16 protein-coding genes are annotated in these 16,797 nt (G+C 72.3%); 15 read left to right on the top strand and 1 reads right to left on the bottom strand.

Translation table 11 applies throughout. The features are described from left to right. Positions 1–17 precede the first annotated feature (17 nt). The 15 genes from K1J50_RS03900 to K1J50_RS03830 all read left to right on the top strand — a co-directional run bounded on the left by K1J50_RS03900 (position 18) and on the right by K1J50_RS03830 (position 16,156). The gene (locus tag K1J50_RS03900) at positions 18–779 is read left to right on the top strand and encodes an ABC transporter ATP-binding protein (protein WP_220116128.1); all 762 of its coding nucleotides are present in this window, start codon (positions 18–20) and stop codon (positions 777–779) included. Next, entirely contained in the window at positions 772–1,464 is a 693-nt protein-coding gene (locus tag K1J50_RS03895) for an ABC transporter ATP-binding protein (RefSeq protein WP_220116127.1), read from the top strand. The genes K1J50_RS03900 and K1J50_RS03895 overlap by 8 nt, the downstream gene beginning before the upstream one ends. A gap of 66 nt (positions 1,465–1,530) precedes the next feature. Further along, complete coding sequence (locus K1J50_RS03890) at positions 1,531–2,757, top strand: ABC transporter substrate-binding protein (RefSeq protein ID WP_220116126.1); 1,227 nt, start codon at positions 1,531–1,533, stop codon at positions 2,755–2,757. Positions 2,758–2,820: 63 nt separating this feature from the next. Next, a complete protein-coding gene (locus tag K1J50_RS03885; RefSeq protein ID WP_220116125.1) occupies positions 2,821–4,059 on the top strand; it encodes an ABC transporter substrate-binding protein in 1,239 nt (412 codons plus the stop codon). 77 nt (positions 4,060–4,136) lie between these two features. Beyond that, complete coding sequence (locus tag K1J50_RS03880) at positions 4,137–5,366, top strand: ABC transporter substrate-binding protein (RefSeq protein WP_220116124.1); 1,230 nt, start codon at positions 4,137–4,139, stop codon at positions 5,364–5,366. 64 nt (positions 5,367–5,430) lie between these two features. Continuing rightward, positions 5,431–6,669 carry an ABC transporter substrate-binding protein gene (locus K1J50_RS03875; RefSeq protein ID WP_220116123.1) on the top strand — a complete coding sequence of 413 codons (1,239 nt, stop codon included), beginning with the start codon at positions 5,431–5,433 and terminating at the stop codon, positions 6,667–6,669. Positions 6,670–6,723: 54 nt separating this feature from the next. Beyond that, positions 6,724–7,950, top strand: coding sequence for an ABC transporter substrate-binding protein (locus K1J50_RS03870; protein ID WP_220116122.1), 1,227 nt, complete (start codon positions 6,724–6,726; stop codon positions 7,948–7,950). A 24-nt stretch (positions 7,951–7,974) separates the two neighbouring features. Then, positions 7,975–8,859, top strand: a complete 885-nt coding sequence (locus K1J50_RS03865; protein ID WP_220116121.1) for a branched-chain amino acid ABC transporter permease — start codon at positions 7,975–7,977, stop codon at positions 8,857–8,859. Between the two features lie 3 nt (positions 8,860–8,862). Further along, entirely contained in the window at positions 8,863–9,891 is a 1,029-nt protein-coding gene (locus K1J50_RS03860; RefSeq protein WP_220116120.1) for a branched-chain amino acid ABC transporter permease, read from the top strand. A gap of 106 nt (positions 9,892–9,997) precedes the next feature. Beyond that, positions 9,998–10,705 (top strand): DUF1028 domain-containing protein, encoded by a 708-nt coding sequence (locus K1J50_RS03855; RefSeq protein WP_220116119.1) that lies wholly within the window; start codon positions 9,998–10,000, stop codon positions 10,703–10,705. Beyond that, positions 10,702–11,697: an ABC transporter ATP-binding protein gene (locus tag K1J50_RS03850; RefSeq protein WP_220116118.1), complete on the top strand. Its 996-nt coding sequence runs from the start codon at positions 10,702–10,704 to the stop codon at positions 11,695–11,697. Before K1J50_RS03855 ends, K1J50_RS03850 begins: the two co-directional genes overlap by 4 nt. Next, positions 11,694–12,803, top strand: a complete 1,110-nt coding sequence (locus K1J50_RS03845) for an ABC transporter ATP-binding protein (RefSeq protein ID WP_220116117.1) — start codon at positions 11,694–11,696, stop codon at positions 12,801–12,803. Before K1J50_RS03850 ends, K1J50_RS03845 begins: the two co-directional genes overlap by 4 nt. Beyond that, positions 12,800–14,320: an ABC transporter substrate-binding protein gene (locus K1J50_RS03840; protein WP_220116116.1), complete on the top strand. Its 1,521-nt coding sequence runs from the start codon at positions 12,800–12,802 to the stop codon at positions 14,318–14,320. Before K1J50_RS03845 ends, K1J50_RS03840 begins: the two co-directional genes overlap by 4 nt. Positions 14,321–14,327: 7 nt before the next feature. Next, positions 14,328–15,275 carry an ABC transporter permease gene (locus tag K1J50_RS03835; protein ID WP_220116115.1) on the top strand — a complete coding sequence of 316 codons (948 nt, stop codon included), beginning with the start codon at positions 14,328–14,330 and terminating at the stop codon, positions 15,273–15,275. After that, complete coding sequence (locus K1J50_RS03830) at positions 15,272–16,156, top strand: ABC transporter permease (RefSeq protein ID WP_220116114.1); 885 nt, start codon at positions 15,272–15,274, stop codon at positions 16,154–16,156. The genes K1J50_RS03835 and K1J50_RS03830 overlap by 4 nt, the downstream gene beginning before the upstream one ends. On the opposite strand, the gene K1J50_RS03825 is transcribed toward K1J50_RS03830, so the two are convergent. Beyond that, the gene (locus tag K1J50_RS03825; RefSeq protein WP_220116113.1) at positions 16,153–16,752 is read right to left on the bottom strand and encodes a TetR family transcriptional regulator; all 600 of its coding nucleotides are present in this window, start codon (positions 16,750–16,752) and stop codon (positions 16,153–16,155) included. The genes K1J50_RS03830 and K1J50_RS03825 overlap by 4 nt on opposite strands. Positions 16,753–16,797 lie beyond the last annotated feature (45 nt).

The raw sequence follows: 16,797 nt of genomic DNA, 5'->3' as shown, positions 1-16,797 counted from the left end.
GAGGGAGCGTTAGGGGCTTGTCCGACACAATCCTGGAAACGGAGGGGCTGACCAAGGAGTTCCGCGGCTTCGTCGCCGTGAGCGACGTCTCCCTGCGGGTCCGGCGCGGCACCATCCATGGTCTCATCGGCCCCAACGGCGCCGGCAAGACCACCTGCTTCAACCTGCTCACCAAATTCCTCCAGCCGACGCGCGGGACCATCCGCTACGACGGGCGCGACATCACCGGCATGAAGCCGGCCGAGGTGGCGCGACTCGGCCTCGTGCGGAGCTTCCAGATCTCGGCGGTGTTCCCGCACCTGACCGTACTCGAGAACGTCCGCCTGGCGCTGCAGCGCCAGCGCGGCGGCAGCTTCGACTTCTGGCGCTCCGAGACGCTGCTCCGTGCCTACGACCGGCGCGCCTGCGAGCTGCTCGAGGACGTCGGCCTCGCGGGCTACGAGGGACTGACCGCGGGCGAGCTGCCCTACGGGCGCAAGCGCGCGCTCGAGATCGCGACCACGCTCGCGCTCGACCCGGTGATGATGCTGCTCGACGAGCCGACGGCGGGCATGGCGCACGAGGACGTGGACCGGGTGGTGGCGCTGATCAGGCGCGTCGCGGCGGGGCGGACGGTGCTGCTGGTCGAGCACAACCTGCGCGTCGTGCAGGGCCTGTGCGACACCATCACCGTGCTGACCCGCGGGCGGGTGCTCGCGGAGGGCGACTACGCCTCGGTCAGCCGCAATCCCGAGGTCATCGCCGCCTATCTCGGCACGGAGGCGCCCGCGCATGCTTGAGATCCGCGACCTCGAGGCCTGGTACGGCGAGAGCCACGTGCTGCACGGGGTCTCGCTCGACGTGCAGGACGGCGAGGTGGTGACGCTGCTCGGCCGCAACGGCGCCGGCAAGACGACCACGCTGCGCGCCATCATGGGGCTGGTTCCCCGGCGCTCGGGCAGCATCCGCTACCAGGGCCAGGAGCTTGTCCGCGAGCGTTCGGACGCGATCGCGCGGCGCGGCATCGCCTACTGCCCGGAGGAGCGGGGTATCTTCGCCTCGCTCGACGTCACCGAGAACCTGCTGCTGCCCCCCGTGGTGCAGCCGGGCGGGCTCGACCTCGGCACCATCTACGCCATGTTCCCGAACCTGAAGGAACGGGCGCGCAGCCAGGGCACCAAGCTCTCGGGCGGCGAGCAGCAGATGCTCGCGATCGCGCGCATCCTGCGCACCGGGGCGAAGCTCCTGCTGCTCGACGAGCCGACCGAGGGCCTCGCCCCGGTCATCGTCCAGCAGATCGGCCGCACCATCCGCGAGATCAAGGCGCGCGGCTTCACCGTGCTGCTGGTCGAGCAGAACTTCCGCTTCGCCCAGACCGTGGCCGACCGGCACTACGTGATGGAGAACGGGCGGGTAGTGGACATGGTGCCGAACGACCAGCTCGGAGCCTCGATGGAGCGGCTGCACGAGTATCTCGGCGTCTGAGAGGGCGCGCGCGCCGGGAGGAACGACAGCCAGCGCCCAGCGACGCGAGAGGGAGGGAACGCGGAGATGGCTATCGCAAGGAGGGCGTTGCTCGGGGCGGCGGCGACGGCTGCGGCGCTGCCGGGGCGGCGGGCCCGCGCCCAGGCGGCGAACACGATCAAGATCGGGGTGCTGACCGACATGTCCGGGCCCTATCGGGACATCAACGGCCCGGTCTCGGTCGCCTGCGCGCGGCTCGGGGCGCAGGAATTCGGCGCCCATGGCTTCCAGGTCGAGGTCGTCTTCGCCGACCACCAGAACAAGCCGGACGTGGCCCTGAACATCGCCCGGCAGTGGTTCGACCGCGACGGCGTGGACATGATCCTCAACATGGCCGCCTCCTCGGTCGCGCTCGCGCTGTGGGAACTGACGCGCGAGAAGAACAAGGTGGGGATCGCGACCTCGACCGCGACCGCGGACCTGACCGGCCGCGCCTGCACGCCGAACACCGTCCACTGGGTGTACGACACCTGGATGCTCGGCAGGTCCACCGGCGGGGCGATGGTGAAGGCGGGCGGCGACACCTGGTTCTTCATCACCGCCGACTACGCCTTCGGCCATGCGCTCGAGCGCGACACGGCGAACTTCGTGCGCGCCGCCGGCGGACGGGTGCTCGGCGGCGTGCGCACGCCCTTCCCCGGCACCACCGACTTCTCCTCCTTCCTGTTGCAGGCGCAGTCCAGCGGGGCGAAGGTGATCGGGCTCGCCAACGCCGGCACCGACACCATCAACTGCATCAAGCAGGCGGCGGAGTTCGGCCTGACCCGGCGCGGGGTGAAGCTCGCCTCGATGCTGATGTTCCTGCCCGACGTGCACGCCCTCGGCCTGAACACCGCGCAGGGGCTGATCTGCTCCGAGACCTTCTACTGGGACCTCAACGACCGCACCCGCGCCTTCGCGCGCCGGGCGCGGGCGGCGGCGGGGCAGGTGCCGCTCGGCATGGCGCAGGCGGGCGACTATTCGGCGGTGCTGCACTACCTCAAGGCGGTGGCGGACATGGGGGTGGCGGCGGCGAAGGCGGACGGGCGCGCGGTGGTGCAGCGCATGAAGGCGATGCCGACCGACGACGACGCCTTCGGCCCGGGCCGCATCCGCGAGGACGGCCGCAAGCTGCACCCGGCCTATCTGTTCGAGGTGAAGAAGCCGGAGGAGAGCCGCGGGCTCTTCGACTACTATAAGCTGCTGCAGACCGTGCCGGCGGAGGAGGCGTTCCGCCCGCTCGCCGAGGGCGGCTGCCCGCTGGTGCGGAGTTGAGGCATAACACCAGCCTCGGCCGGCGGCCCCCGGTCCGGCCGGCCGGAACGGAAGGAGAGTGCGATGACCCTTGATCGCCGCAGCCTACTGGCGGGAGCCGCCGCGGCGCCGCTCGCTGCCGCGCTGCCCGGCCGCCGCGTGCGCGCCCAGGCGGCGAATACGATCAAGATCGGGGTGCTGAACGACCAGTCCGGCCTCTATCGCGACCTTGCCGGGCCGGGCTCGACCGTCTGCGTCCGCCAGGCGGTCCAGGAGTTCGGCGCCCAGGGCTTCGCCGTCGAGGTGGTGCAGGCCGACCACCAGAACAAGCCCGACGTCGGCTCCAACATCGTCCGGCAGTGGATCGACCGCGACGGGGTGGACGTCATCATGGACGTGCCCACCTCCTCGGTGGCGCTCGCCGTGAACGGCGTCGTGCGCGAGAAGAACAAGGTCTATCTCAACAGCACCGCCGCCACCTCCGACCTCACCGGCCCTGCCTGCTCGCCCAACACGATCCACTGGACCTACGACACCTACATGCTCGCCAAGGGCACCGGCGGGGCGATGGTGCGGGCGGGCGGCGACACCTGGTTCTTCATCACCGCCGACTACGCCTTCGGCCACGCGCTCGAGCGCGACACGGCGGAGTTCGTGCGCCGGGCCGGCGGGCGGGTGCTGGGGGCGGTGCGCACGCCCTTCCCCGGCACCACCGACTTCTCCTCGTTCCTGGTGCAGGCGCAGGCGAGCCGCGCCAAGGTGATCGGGCTCGCCAACGCCGGCGGCGACACCATCAACTGCATCAAGCAGGCGGCGGAGTTCGGCCTGACCCGGCGCGGGGTGAAGCTCGCGGGGCTGCTGGTCTTCCTCTCCGACATCCACGCGCTCGGCCTGCAGACGGCGCAGGGGCTGGTGCTGACCGAGACCTTCTACTGGGACCTCAACGACCGCACCCGCGCGCTGACGCAGCGCGTGCGGCCGCACATGCCGAACAACGCCCCGCCGACGATGGTGCAGGCGGGCTGCTATTCGGCGACGCTGCACTACCTGAAGACGGTGCAGCAGATGGGCGTTGCCGCGGCGAAGGCCGACGGCGCCGCCGTGATCGCGCGGATGAAGGCGATGCCGACCGACGACGACGCCTTCGGCCCGGGCCGCATCCGCGAGGACGGCCGCAAGCTGCACCCGGCCTACCTGTTCGAGGTGAAGAAGCCGGAGGAGAGCCGCGGCCCGTGGGACTACTACAAGCTGCTGCAGACCGTGCCGGCGGAGGAGGCGTTCCGCCCGCTCGCCGAGGGCGGCTGCCCGCTGGTGCGGAGCTGACGCAGCGAACGGCAGGGAGCGCGGGCCGGGCCGCACTCCGGCCCCGCGGACCGAACATCAGGAGAGAGACGTACAAGATGACTCTGGGTCGCCGCACACTGATCGCCTCGGGCGCCGCCGCCGGCGCGGTCACCTCCCTGCCGCGCCTCGCGCGCGCCCAGGCCGCGAACACCATCCGGATCGGCGTGCTGACCGACATGTCGGGCATGTATCGCGACAACACCGGTCCGACCTCGGTCGCCTGCACGCAGCAGGCGGTGGCGGAATTCGGCAACCGCGGCTTCAACATCGAGGTGATCCAGGCCGACCACCAGAACAAGCCCGACGTCGGCTCCAACATCGCGCGGCAGTGGTACGACCAGGGCGTGGACCTGATCCTCGACGTGCCGACCTCCTCGGTCGGGCTCGCCGTCAACCAGATCGCGCGGGAGAAGGGCAAGGCGTACATCAACGTCGGCTCGGCGACCGCCGATCTCACCGGGCCGGCCTGCGCGCCGACCACCATCCACTGGGCCTACGACACCTGGATGCTCGCCAAGTCGAACGGCGGGGCGATGGTGAAGGCGGGCGGCGACACCTGGTTCTTCATCACCGCCGACTACGCCTTCGGCCACGCGCTCGAGCGCGACACCATGAACTTCGTGCGGGCGAGCGGCGGGCGGGTGCTGGGGGCGGTGCGCACGCCCTTCCCCGGCACCACCGACTTCTCCTCCTTCCTGCTGCAGGCGCAGTCCAGCGGGGCGAAGGTGATCGGGCTCGCCAACGCCGGCTCGGACACCCAGAACTGCGTCAAGCAGGCGGCGGAGTTCGGCCTGACCCGGCGCGGCATCCGGCTTGCCTCGCTGCTGCTGTTCATCAACGACGTGCACGGCATGGGGCTCAGGACGGCGCAGGGCCTGACCTGCACCGAGACCTTCTACTGGGACCTCAACGACCGCACCCGCGCCTTCACGCGCCGCGTCCTGCCGCGCACCCCGAACAACTACCCGAACATGATCCATGCCGGCTGCTACTCGGCCACCCTGCACTTCCTCAAGGCGGTGGCGGACATGGGGGTGGCGCAGGCCAAGGCCTCCGGCCTCGAGCTCGTCAACCGCATGAAGGCGATGCCGACGGAGGACGACGCCTTCGGCACCGGCCGCATCCGTCCCGACGGGCGGCGCATCATCCCCTCCTTCCTGTTCGAGGTGAAGAAGCCGGAGGAGAGCCGCGGCCCGTGGGACTACCTCAAGCTGGTGCAGACCACGCCGGCGGAGGAGGCGTTCCGCCCGCTCGCCGAGGGCGGCTGCCCGCTGGTGCGGAGCTAGGCAAGGACGCGGCGGGCGGCGCGCGCCGGCGTGCCGCCTGTCCCCCGATCGCAAGGAGGCACCCATGACCCTCACCCGCCGCAAGCTGGTCGCCAGCGTCGCCGTCGGCGCCGCCTTCATGCAGGCCGCGCCGCGCCTTGCGCGCGCGCAGGCCGCGAACACCATCCGGATCGGCGTGCTGAACGACCAGTCCGGCCTCTACAGCTACATCGGAGGGGTCAACGGCGTGGCGCTGGCCAGGGCGGCGGCCGAGGAGTTCGGCAACCGCGGCTTCAACGTCGAGGTGCTGGCCGCCGACCACCAGAACAAGCCCGACGTCGGCTCCAACATCGCGCGGCAGTGGATCGACCGCGACGGCGTGGACATGATCCTCGACGTGCCGACCTCCTCGGTCGGGCTGGCGGTGAACCAGGTCTGCCGCGAGCGCAACAAGGCCTACATCAACGTCGGCTCCGCCACCTCCGACCTCACCGGCGCGCAGTGCGCGCCGACGACCTGCCACTGGGTGTACGACACCTACATGCTGGCGAAGTCCACCGGCGGCGCCACGGTGCGGGCGGGCGGCGACACCTGGTTCTTCATCACCGCCGACTACGCCTTCGGCCACGCGCTCGAGCGCGACACCAGCAACTTCGTCCGCGCCGCCGGCGGGCGCATCCTGGGCGGCGTGCGCACGCCCTTCCCGGGGACGACCGACTTCTCCTCCTTCCTGCTGCAGGCGCAGGCGAGCCGCGCCAAGGTGATCGGCCTCGCCAACGCCGGTCAGGACACCACCAACTGCATCAAGCAGGCGGCGGAGTTCGGCCTGACGCGGCGCGGGGTCAAGCTCGCGGCGCTGCTGATGTTCGTGGACGACGTCCACGCGCTCGGCCTGCAGACGGCGCAGGGGCTGGTCATGACCGAGAGCTTCTACTGGGACCTCAACGACCGCACCCGCGCCTTCACCCAGCGCGTGCGCGGGCGGCTTACCAACAACCAGCCGCCGAACATGGTCACCGCGGGCAACTACTCCGCCGTGCTGCACTACCTCAAGGCGGTGGCGGACATGGGGGTGGCGCAGGCCAAGGCCTCGGGGGTGGAGGTGATCAACCGCATGAAGGCGATGCCGACGGAGGACGACGCCTTCGGCACCGGCCGCATCCGCCCCGACGGGCGGCGCATCATCCCTTCCTTCCTGTTCGAGGTGAAGAAGCCGGAGGAGAGCCGCGGCCCGTGGGACTACCTCAAGCTCCTGCAGACCACGCCGGCGGAGGAGGCGTTCCGCCCGCTCGCCGAGGGCGGCTGCCCGCTGGTGCGGAGCTGAGCCGGGCGGTAGGGAGGCGCCGGGGGTGCCGCGTCCACAGGGAGGCAAGCAAGAATGACCGGACTGGCACGGCGCGGTCTTCTCGCCGCCGCCGGCGCCGCGGCGGCGGCCCTGCCGGCGCGGCCGGGGCGCGCGCAGGCGACCCCTACGATCCGCATCGGCGTGCTGACCGACATGTCCGGCCCCTACCGCGACACGACGGGCCCGGGCAGCGTCGTCTGCACCCAGCAGGCGGCGGCGGAGTTCCGCAACCGCGGCTTCGCCATCGAGGTGCTCGCGGCCGACCACCAGAACAAGCCCGATGTCGGCGCCAACCTGGCGCGGCAGTGGTTCGACCAGGGGGTGGACGCGATCGTTGACGTGCCGACCTCCTCGGTGGCGCTCGCGATCGCCGGGATCGCGCGCGAGAAGAACAAGGTGTTCCTCAACTCCGGGGCCGCCACCTCCGACCTCACCGGGGCGCAGTGCGGCCCGAACACCGTCCACTGGACCTACGACACCTACATGCTCGCCAAGGGCACCGGCGGGGCGATCACCCGAACCGGCGGCGACACTTGGTTCTTCATCACCGCCGACTACGCCTTCGGCCACGCGCTCGAGCGCGACACGGCGAACTTCGTCCGCGCCGCCGGCGGGCGGGTGCTCGGCGCGGTGCGCTATCCCTTCCCGCAGACCACCGACTTCTCGGCCTTCGTCGTGCAGGCGCAGGCGAGCCGGGCCAAGGTGCTCGGCATGGCGAACGCCAGCACCGACACCGTCAACACCATCAAGGCGGCGCGCGAGTTCGGCCTGCACCGCAGCATGCGCTTCGCCGCGCTGCTGATGGGCGTGATCGACATCCACGCGCTCGGGCTGGAGCAGGGACAGGGCCTGCTGCTGACCGAGAGCTTCTACTGGGACCTCAACGACCGCACCCGCGCTTTCACCGCCCGCATCCGCCCGCACAACCAGAACCGCCCGCCTGCCATGGTGCCGGCCGGCTGCTACGGAGCCACGCTGCACTACCTGAAGGCGGTGGCCGACCTCGGCGCGGAGCGCGCCAAGGCCTCCGGGCTCGAGGTGGTGCAGCGCATGAAGGCGATGCCGACCGACGACGACGCCTTCGGCCCGGGCCGCATCCGCGAGGACGGCCGCAAGCTGCACCCGGCCTATCTGTTCCAGGTGAAGGCGCCGGCCGAATCCTCCGGCCCCTGGGACTACTACAGGCTGGTCGCCACCACGCCCGGCGAGGAGGCGTTCCGCCCGCTCAACGAAGGCGGCTGCGCCTTCCTTCGCGGCTGACCGAGACCCCGGAAGACACCGCTCATGGACGAGATCTTCGGCATCCCCGCACCGCTCCTGTTCGGACAGCTCCTCCTCGGCCTGATCAACGGCGCCTTCTACGCGATGCTGTCGCTCGGCCTCGCGGTGATCTTCGGGCTGCTCAACATCGTCAACATGACGCACGGCGCCCTGTTCATGATGGGCGCCTTCGCGGCCTGGATGCTGCTCAACTACCTCGGCCTCGGCTACTGGTGGGCGATGCTGATCGCGCCGCTCGCCATCGGCGCCTTCGGTATGGTGCTCGAGAAGCTGTTCATCAGCCGCCTCTACAAGCTCGATCACCTCTACGGCCTGCTTCTCACCTTCGGCCTCGCCCTGGTGATCGAGGGGGTGTTCCGCAACTATTACGGCTCCTCCGGCCTGCCCTACCGCATCCCGAGCGAGCTCCAGGGGGCGTGGGACCTCGGCTTCATGTTCATGCCGGTCTATCGCGGCTGGGTCGTGGTCGCCGCCCTGTTCTTCTGCCTCGCCACCTGGCTGGTGATCGAGAAGACTCGGCTCGGCGCCTACCTCCGCGCCGCGACCGAGAACGCGCCGCTGGTGCAGGCCTTCGGAGTGAACGTGCCGCGCATGGTCACGCTCACCTACGGCGGCGGCGTCGCGCTCGCGGCGCTCGCCGGCGTGCTCGCGGCGCCGATCTACTCGGTCAATCCGCAGATGGGGACCAACCTGATCATCGTGGTCTTCGCCGTCGTCGTCATCGGCGGGATGGGCTCGATCCTCGGCTCGGTGATCACCGGCTTCACCCTCGGCCTGATCGAGGGGCTGACCAAGGTGTTCTGGCCGGAGGCCTCGGCCACGGTGATCTTCGTCATCATGGCGATCGTGCTGCTCGCACGTCCCGCCGGCCTGTTCGGAAGGGCCTGAACCATGTCGCCCGACACCCCCGTTGCCACCCCCGCCGGCGCCGGCGCCGTCCCGGCGGCTCTCGACCGCCCGATCCCGGTCCCGGAGGCGGACCGGGGGCCGTTCGCCTTCACCCGCGCCCAGCTCGGCGCGCTCGCCGTGCTGGTCGCCTTCCTGGTGGTGAGCCCGTTCTGGCTCTACCCCGTGTTCCTGATGAAGCTGCTCTGCTTCGCCCTGTTCGCCTGCGCCTTCAACCTGCTGATCGGCTATGTCGGCCTGCTCTCCTTCGGCCATGCCGCCTATTTCGGCATGGGCGGCTACATCGCCGGCCACGCGGCGAAGGTCTGGGGACTGACGCCGGAGCTCGCCGTCATCGCCGGCGCGGCGGTGGCGGGAGGGCTCGGCGCGGCCTTCGGCTGGCTCGCCATCCGCCGCTCGGGCATCTACTTCGCCATGATCACCCTGGCGCTGGCGCAGATGGTCTACTTCTTCTGCGTCCAGGCACCCTTCACCGGGGGCGAGGACGGCATCCAGCAGATCCCGCGCGGCCGCCTGCTCGGCGCGATCGGGATGCAGGACGACATGGCGATGTACTGGTTCGTCGCCGCCATCTTCCTCGCCGGATTCCTGCTGATCCACCGCATCGTCCACTCGCCCTTCGGCCAGGTGATTAAGGCGATCCGCGAGAACGAGCCGCGCGCCATCTCGCTCGGCTACCGTTCGGACGACTACAAGCTGGTGGCCTTCATCCTCTCGGCCACCCTGGCCGGCGTCGCGGGCGCCACCAAGGCGCTGGTGTTCGGCATCGCCACCCTGACCGACGTGCACTGGTCCATGTCGGGCGAGGTGGTGCTGATGACCCTGGTCGGCGGCCTCGGCACCGTGTTCGGCCCGGTGATCGGCGCGGCGGTGGTCGTCACCATGCAGAACTACCTGGCCGAGATGGGCGCCTGGGTGACGGTCATCCAGGGCGCGATCTTCGTCGCCTGCGTGCTCGCCTTCCGCCGCGGGATCGTGGGCGAGATCGCCAGCCTGCTGCGGGTCAGGCTCTAGCCCGGGCGGGATCCGCGCCCGCGGGGCGCCGGCCCGCCGGCGCCGCCGCGCCAGGCCGCATTTGGCCCTTGGCAGCCCGCCGCCGCGGGCGGTGGAATGGAAAGGCATGACCTGGTCCATCCTCGCGCGTGATCCCGATTCCGGAGCCCTCGGCGTCGCGGTCGCGACGCGCTTCTTCGCGGTCGGCGCGCTCTGCCCGCGGGCGGAGGGGCGCGTCGGCGCCCTCGCCACCCAGGCGCTGGTCAACCCGATCTACGCCCTCGAGGGCATGGCCCGGCTGCGCGCCGGCGAGGCGCCGGAGGCGGTCGTCGCCGCCCTCACCGCCGCCGACGCCGGCCGCGCGACGCGGCAATTCCACCTTCTCGCCTGGGACGGGCGCAGCGCCCGCCACACCGGCGCGGCCTGCGTCGGCTGGGCCGGGCATCTCGCCGGGGAGAATTTCTCCATCGCCGGCAACATGCTGACGGGGCCGGAGGTGCTCGCGGCGACGCGCGACGCCTTCCTCGCCACCGCCGGCGCGCCGCTCGCCGAGCGCCTGCTCGCCGCGCTCGAGGCCGGCGAGGCGGCGGGCGGCGACCGGCGCGGCCGGCAATCGGCCGCACTGCAGGTGGCGAGCGAGGATCCCTATCCCGATCTCGACCTCCGCGCGGACGACCATCCGGACCCGATCGCCGAGCTGCGCCGCCTGCACGCGGTGGCGCAGCGCCGCTTCGTGCACTTCCGGCGCTTCCTCCCGGGACGCGACCATCCCGGCGTCTTCGACCGCGCGGTGATCGAGGCGGCGATCGCCGCCGCCGGGGCGGAGGCGCCGTGAGCGCGCCCCCGGCCCTCGAGGTGCGCGGCCTCGCGGCCGAGTTCCTCACCGATCGCGGCCCGCTGCGCGCGGTGGACGGCGTCTCCTTCGCCGTCGCCCCGGGCCGCACCCTCGCCATCGTCGGCGAGAGCGGCTGCGGCAAGTCGGTCACCGCGCTGGCGATCATGGGCCTGCTGCCGCCCCACGTCCGCGTCTCCGGCTCGATCCGCCTCGCCGGGCGCGAGATCGCGACCCTGCCGCCCGAGGAGCGGCGCAGGCTGCGCGGCGCCGAGATGGCGATGGTCTTCCAGGAGCCGATGACCAGCCTCAACCCCGCCTTCACCGCCGGCGAGCAGGTGGCGGAGGCGCTCCGCCTGCACCAGGGCCTTTCGCGCCGCGAGGCCTTCGCCCGCGCGGTCGAGATGCTCGCGCATGTGCGCATCCCGGATGCGGCGCGGCGGGCGCGCCAGTATCCGCACCAGCTCTCGGGCGGGATGCGCCAGCGGGTGATGATCGCGATGGCGCTCGCCTGCCGCCCGCGCCTGCTGCTCGCCGACGAGCCGACCACCGCGCTCGACGTCACCGTGCAGGCGCAGATCCTCGCGCTGATCGACGAGCTGAAGCGCGAGACCGGCACTGCAGTGGTGCTGATCACCCACGACCTCGGCGTCGTCGCCGACCACGCCGACGAGGTCGTGGTTATGTATGCCGGCCGCATCGCGGAGCGCGCGCCCGCCGCGGCGCTGTTCGCCCTGCCGCAGCACCCCTACACGGTCGGGCTGCTCGGCGCCGCGCCGCGGCTCGGCCGCGCCGCCGGCGGGCGGCTGGCGAGCATCGAGGGCGCCGTCCCCGACATGGCGCGCCCGCCCCCCGGTTGCCGCTTCGCCCCGCGCTGCCCGTTCCGCATCGCGCGCTGCGCCGAGGAGGCCCCGCCGCTCGCCGAGGTGGCGCCGGGCCACGCCAGCGCCTGCTGGCGCGCGCCGCTCGAGAGCGTCCTGGAGGCCGCCGCGTGAGCGCCGCGGCCCCGCTGCTCGAGCTCGACGGCGTGGTGAAGCACTTCCCGGTGCGCGACGCGCTGGGGCGCCGCCGCGGCGCGGTGCGCGCGGTGGACGGCGTCTCGCTCGCGGTGGCGGAGGGCTCGGTGCTCGCCATCGTCGGCGAGAGCGGCTGCGGCAAGTCCACCCTCGGCCGCCTGGCGCTGCGGCTGATCGAGCCCGACGCCGGGGCGGTGCGCTTCGCCGGCGAGGACCTCGGCGCGCTCTCCCCCCGCGCGCTGCGCGCGCGGCGGCGCGACATGCAGCTCATCTTCCAGGACCCCTTCGCCAGCCTCGACCCGCACATGACGGTGGAGGACGCGGTGGCCGAGCCGCTGCGCCTGCACCGCATCGTCCCCCGCGCGCGCGAGCGCGAGCGGGTGGCGGAGCTGCTCCGGCGCGTCGGCCTCAGGCCGGAGCACGCGCGGCGCTGGCCGCACGAGTTCTCCGGCGGCCAGCGCCAGCGCATCGCCATCGCCCGCGCGCTCGCCTCCGGCCCGCGGCTCGTCGTCGGCGACGAGCCGGTCTCCGCGCTCGACGTCTCGGTACAGGCGCAGGTGATCAACCTGCTGCAGGACCTGATCCGCGACCTCGGCCTGACCTTCGTGCTGATCAGCCACGACCTCGCGGTGGTGCGCCACATCGCCGATCGCGTCGCCGTGATGTATCTCGGCCGCATCGTCGAGGAGGGGCCGGCCGAGGCGGTCTTCGCCGCGCCGCGCCATCCCTACACGCGGGCGCTGCTCGCCGCCGTGCCGGGGCAGGGGCGGGCGGGGGCGCCGCCGATCGAGGGCGACGTGCCGAGCCCGATCGCCCCGCCTCCCGGCTGCCGGTTCCACACCCGCTGCCCCTTCGCCGAGACGCTCTGCCGCGAGGCGGAGCCGGAGCTCGCCGGCGGGATCGTCCACCGCGCCGCCTGCCACCTCCAGGACCGTCTGCCGCCCGCCGCCGCGCCGGCCGAGGCGGATCCCGGTGGCGAAAGGCTGCGCCGCCTGCAATCCTTCTTCCGGGCCGGCCCGCCGCAGCAGGCGCCTGCGGCCGCCACGGCCGAGGCACACCAGGAACCGTCGGGAGCTTCCGCATGAGGACGACGATCGCCGCCGCGCTGGCGCTCTCCGCCGCGCTGCTCTCCGGCACGGCCGAGGCGCAACCGCAGCAGCAGCACCTGCGCATCGCGCTGCGCGAGGACCCGGACATCCTCGACCCCACCCTGTCGCGCACCTATGTCGGCCGCATCGTCTATGCGGCGCTGTGCGACAAGCTGTTCGACATCGACGAGCGGCTGCAGATCGTCCCCCAGCTCGCCACCGCGCACCGCTGGGAGGACCCGCGGACGCTGGTCATCACGCTGCGCGAGGGCGTCCGCTTCCACGACGGCGAGGCAATGGACGCCGAGGCGGTGCGCTACTCCCTGATGCGCCACCTGACCATGCAGGGCAGCTTCCGCCGCAGCGAGATCAACGACATGGAGGCGGTGGAGGTGGTGGACCCGCGCACCGTGCGCATCCGCCTGCGCCAGCCCTCGGCGGCGTTCCTCTCGCAGCTCACCGACCGCGCCGGCATGGTCGTCTCGCCGAAGGCCGCCGAGGCGGCGGGGCGCAACTTCGGCACCCGCCCGGTCTGCGCCGGCCCCTTCCGCTTCGTCGAGCGCGTCGCCCAGGAGCGCATCGTGGTCGAGCGCTTCCCCGAATACTGGGACGCCGGCCGCATCCACCTGAACCGCATCACCTACCTGCCGATCCCGGACAACACGGTGCGGCTCGCCAACCTGCAGTCCGGCGCGGTCGAGTTCGGCGAGCGCATGGAACCGGACGACCTGCGCGCGATCCAGCGCGACCGGCGGCTGCGCGCCGTGGCGGTGGACGAGCTCGGCTGGCAGAGCCTGCAGATCAATGTCGGCAACGGCCCGCGCGCCGACACCCCGCTCGGCCGCGACCCGCGCGTGCGCCACGCGCTCGAGCTCGCGCTCGACCGCCAGGCGATCGTGCAGGTGGTCTATGAGGGCATGTACACGCCGACCGTGCAGCCCCTGCCGCCGGCCAATCCCTACCACGTCGCCACGCTGCGGCCGGAGCCGCGCGACGTCGCGCGCGCCCGCGCCCTGCTGCGCGAGGCGGGTGTCGCGGCGCCGCTCCCGGTCGAGCTCCTGGTGCCGAACAATCCGGATCTGCGCCAGGTCGGCGAGGTGATCCAGGCGATGGCCGGAGAGGCGGGCTTCGACATCCGGCTGCGCGCGATCGAGTTCGCCTCCGGCCTGCAGGCGGCGCAGCGGGGCGAGTTCGAGCTGTGGCTGGTCGGCTGGTCGGGGCGCGTGGACCCGGACGGCAACATCTACTCCTTCTTCGTCACCGGCGGCGGCAACAACGACGGGCGCTACTCCAACCCGGAGGTGGACCGCCTGCTGAACGCGGCGCGGGCGGAGCTCGACCAGGAGCGGCGCAAGGCGCTCTACGAGCAGATCCTGCAGATCCTGGTGCGCCAGGACCGGCCGCGGATCTTCCTCTGGCACCGCAAGAACATCATGGCGCACTCGGCGCGCCTGACCGGTTATCGCCCCGTCCCGGACGGCCTGATCCGGGTGCAGGACCTGCGGCTGAACTAGCGCGCCGATGTGGGTCTGGCTCGCGCGCCGGCTCGGGCAGGTGGTGCCGACGCTGCTGATCCTCTCGTTCCTGATCTTCGGGCTGCAGCAGCTCATGCCCGGTGACCCGGCCCTCATTCTCGCGGGAGAGGAGCGGGGGGATCCGCAGGTGCTGGCGCAGATCCGCGCCGAGCTCCGGCTCGACCGGCCGCTCCACGAGCAGTACCTCCACTGGCTCGGCGACGTGCTGCGCGGCGATTTCGGCTTCTCCTGGCGCATCCGCATGCCGGTGGCGGAGCTGATCCTGCAGAAGCTGCCCGTCACCGCGCAGCTCGCCACCATGGCCTTCCTGATCGGCGCGCTGATCGGCGTGCCGGCGGGCATCCTCTCCGCGGTGCGGCGCGACCGGCCGGCGGACTGGCTGGCGAACGCGGTCGCGCTGTTCGGCATCTCGACGCCGAATTTCTGGCTCGGGATCATGCTGATCCTTCTGGTCAGCGTCGAGCTCGGCTGGCTGCCGCCCTCGGGCTACGTGCCGCCGACCGAGGACTTCCGGCAGTCCGTCGCGACGACGATCATGCCGGCCTTCGTCCTCGGCACCAACGTCGCCGGGGTGCTGATGCGCCACACCCGCGCCGCGATGCTGACGGCGCTCGCCCAGGACTACGTCCGCACCGCCCGCGCCAAGGGACTGCCGGAGCGCGTCGTCGTCTGGAAGCACGCGCTGCGCAACGCGCTGATCCCGGTCGTCACCCTCGGCACCATCGAGTTCGGCCGGCTGCTCGCCGGCGCCGTGCTGACCGAGCAGATCTTCACCATCCCGGGCTTCGGCAAGCTGGTGGTGGATGCCGTGTTCAACCGCGACTATCCGGTGGTGCAGGGGGTGGTACTGACGACCGCGCTGATCTTCGTGCTGCTCAGCCTGGTCGCCGACCTGCTCTACATGGCGATCAACCCGAGGCTGCGCCACGCATGAGCGCCACGGCCGCCGCCCCCGCGCCGGCCGAGCGCGGCGAGAGCCCCGGGCGGCGCGCGCTGCGCCGCTTCCTGCGCCATCGCATCGCGCTGTTCGGGTTCCTGGTGATCGTCGTGTTCGTGACCGTGGCGCTGGCCGCGCCCTGGGTCGCGCCCTACGACCCGCTCGCCACCTCCTGGACCGCGATCCGCAAGGCGCCCTCGGCGGCGCACTGGTTCGGCACCGACGAGAACGGGCGCGACGTGCTCTCCCGCGTCGTCTGGGGCGCGCGGGCGAGCCTGATGGCCGGCGTCGTCTCGGTACTGTTCGCCGCCGCCATCGGCGTGCCGATCGGCCTGGTCGCGGGCTTCGCCGGCGGCGTCCTCGATGCCGTGCTGTCGCGCATCGCGGATGCGATGCTCTCCGTTCCGTTCCTGATCCTGGCGATCGCGCTCGCCGCCTTCCTCGGCCCGGCGCTGGAGAACGCGATGCTCGCCATCGCCATCACCTTCAGCCCGGTCTTCGTGCGCCTCGCCCGCGGCATGGCGCTGGACGCGAAGGCCACCGACTGGGTGGAGGCCGCGCGCGCCCTCGGCAACCCGCCCTGGCGCATCGCGGCGCTGCACGTGCTGCCGAACATCGTCCCGCCGCTGCTCGTGCAGTCCACCCTCGCCATCGCCGAGGCGATCATCGCCGAGGCCGCGCTCTCCTTCCTCGGCCTCGGCCAGCAGCCGCCGGCGCCGTCCTGGGGCAGCATGCTAAACAGCGCGCAGCGCTTCCTGGAGAGCGCGCCCTGGCTCGCGATCTTCCCGGGCGCGGCGATCTTCCTCGTCGTGCTGTCCTTCAACCTGGTCGGCGACGGGCTGCGCGACGCGTTCGACCCGCGCGCGGAACGGCGCTAGCCCGCCCGCCGCGGCAGCCGGTCGAGCCAGCCGAGGCTGCGCGCGAGGAAGGCGCGCGTCCGCGCCTGCCCCGGGCTCTCGTCGCGCAGCCAGAGCGCGAGCGCGCCCAGGAACACGAGCGTCAGCCCGACCTCCTCCGCCTGTCGGGAGAGGCCGCGCGCGTCGAGCCGCGCCGCCTCCAGCGCCCAGTGCATCAGCCGCGACAGGTCGAAGGGCAGCGGCACCCAATGGTGCGGGTGCGAGGGATGCAGCTTGGCGCGCAGCATCGAGGCCACCACGCGCCGGTGCGCCGCCTGCGCGTCGAACCAGCGCAGCAGCACGATGCGCATCCGCTCGCTCGGTGGCAGCGCCGTGAAGCCCGGCATCGGCTCGGCAAGCATCGCCTCGAGCGCGCGCGCGAACCAGGCGTTGGCGATCGCGTCGGCGTCGCGGAACTCGGCGTGGATCGCGGCGAGCGGCAGGCCGAGCCGCTCCGCGACGAGGTGCAGGCGGAGGTCGTACCAGCCCGTGGCCGCGGCGACCTCCATCGCGGCGTCGAGGATGCGCGCGCGGCGGGGATCCCGCGCCGGGCGCTCCGCCAAAGGCTCTTCCTGCATGGCATCCTCCTTGCGCCGGACCGCGCCCCGCCGGGCCGCCGGAAC

It is taken from the genome of Caldovatus aquaticus (assembly GCF_019458025.1).
GTDB classification, from domain to species: Bacteria; Pseudomonadota; Alphaproteobacteria; order Acetobacterales; family Acetobacteraceae; genus Caldovatus; species Caldovatus aquaticus.
The sequence above is the reverse complement of the archived record's forward strand: the minus strand, read 5'-3'. Positions and strand labels throughout refer to the sequence as shown.

Coding starts and splice junctions, on each gene's coding strand:
- K1J50_RS03895 (WP_220116127.1), top strand. CDS start 772: ATGCTTGAGATCCGCGACCTCGAGGCCTGGTACGGCGAGAGCCACGTG.
- K1J50_RS03890 (WP_220116126.1), top strand. CDS start 1,531: ATGGCTATCGCAAGGAGGGCGTTGCTCGGGGCGGCGGCGACGGCTGCG.
- K1J50_RS03885 (WP_220116125.1), top strand. CDS start 2,821: ATGACCCTTGATCGCCGCAGCCTACTGGCGGGAGCCGCCGCGGCGCCG.
- K1J50_RS03880 (WP_220116124.1), top strand. CDS start 4,137: ATGACTCTGGGTCGCCGCACACTGATCGCCTCGGGCGCCGCCGCCGGC.
- K1J50_RS03875 (WP_220116123.1), top strand. CDS start 5,431: ATGACCCTCACCCGCCGCAAGCTGGTCGCCAGCGTCGCCGTCGGCGCC.
- K1J50_RS03870 (WP_220116122.1), top strand. CDS start 6,724: ATGACCGGACTGGCACGGCGCGGTCTTCTCGCCGCCGCCGGCGCCGCG.
- K1J50_RS03865 (WP_220116121.1), top strand. CDS start 7,975: ATGGACGAGATCTTCGGCATCCCCGCACCGCTCCTGTTCGGACAGCTC.
- K1J50_RS03860 (WP_220116120.1), top strand. CDS start 8,863: ATGTCGCCCGACACCCCCGTTGCCACCCCCGCCGGCGCCGGCGCCGTC.
- K1J50_RS03855 (WP_220116119.1), top strand. CDS start 9,998: ATGACCTGGTCCATCCTCGCGCGTGATCCCGATTCCGGAGCCCTCGGC.
- K1J50_RS03840 (WP_220116116.1), top strand. CDS start 12,800: ATGAGGACGACGATCGCCGCCGCGCTGGCGCTCTCCGCCGCGCTGCTC.
- K1J50_RS03835 (WP_220116115.1), top strand. CDS start 14,328: ATGTGGGTCTGGCTCGCGCGCCGGCTCGGGCAGGTGGTGCCGACGCTG.
- K1J50_RS03830 (WP_220116114.1), top strand. CDS start 15,272: ATGAGCGCCACGGCCGCCGCCCCCGCGCCGGCCGAGCGCGGCGAGAGC.
- K1J50_RS03825 (WP_220116113.1), bottom strand. CDS start 16,752: ATGCAGGAAGAGCCTTTGGCGGAGCGCCCGGCGCGGGATCCCCGCCGC.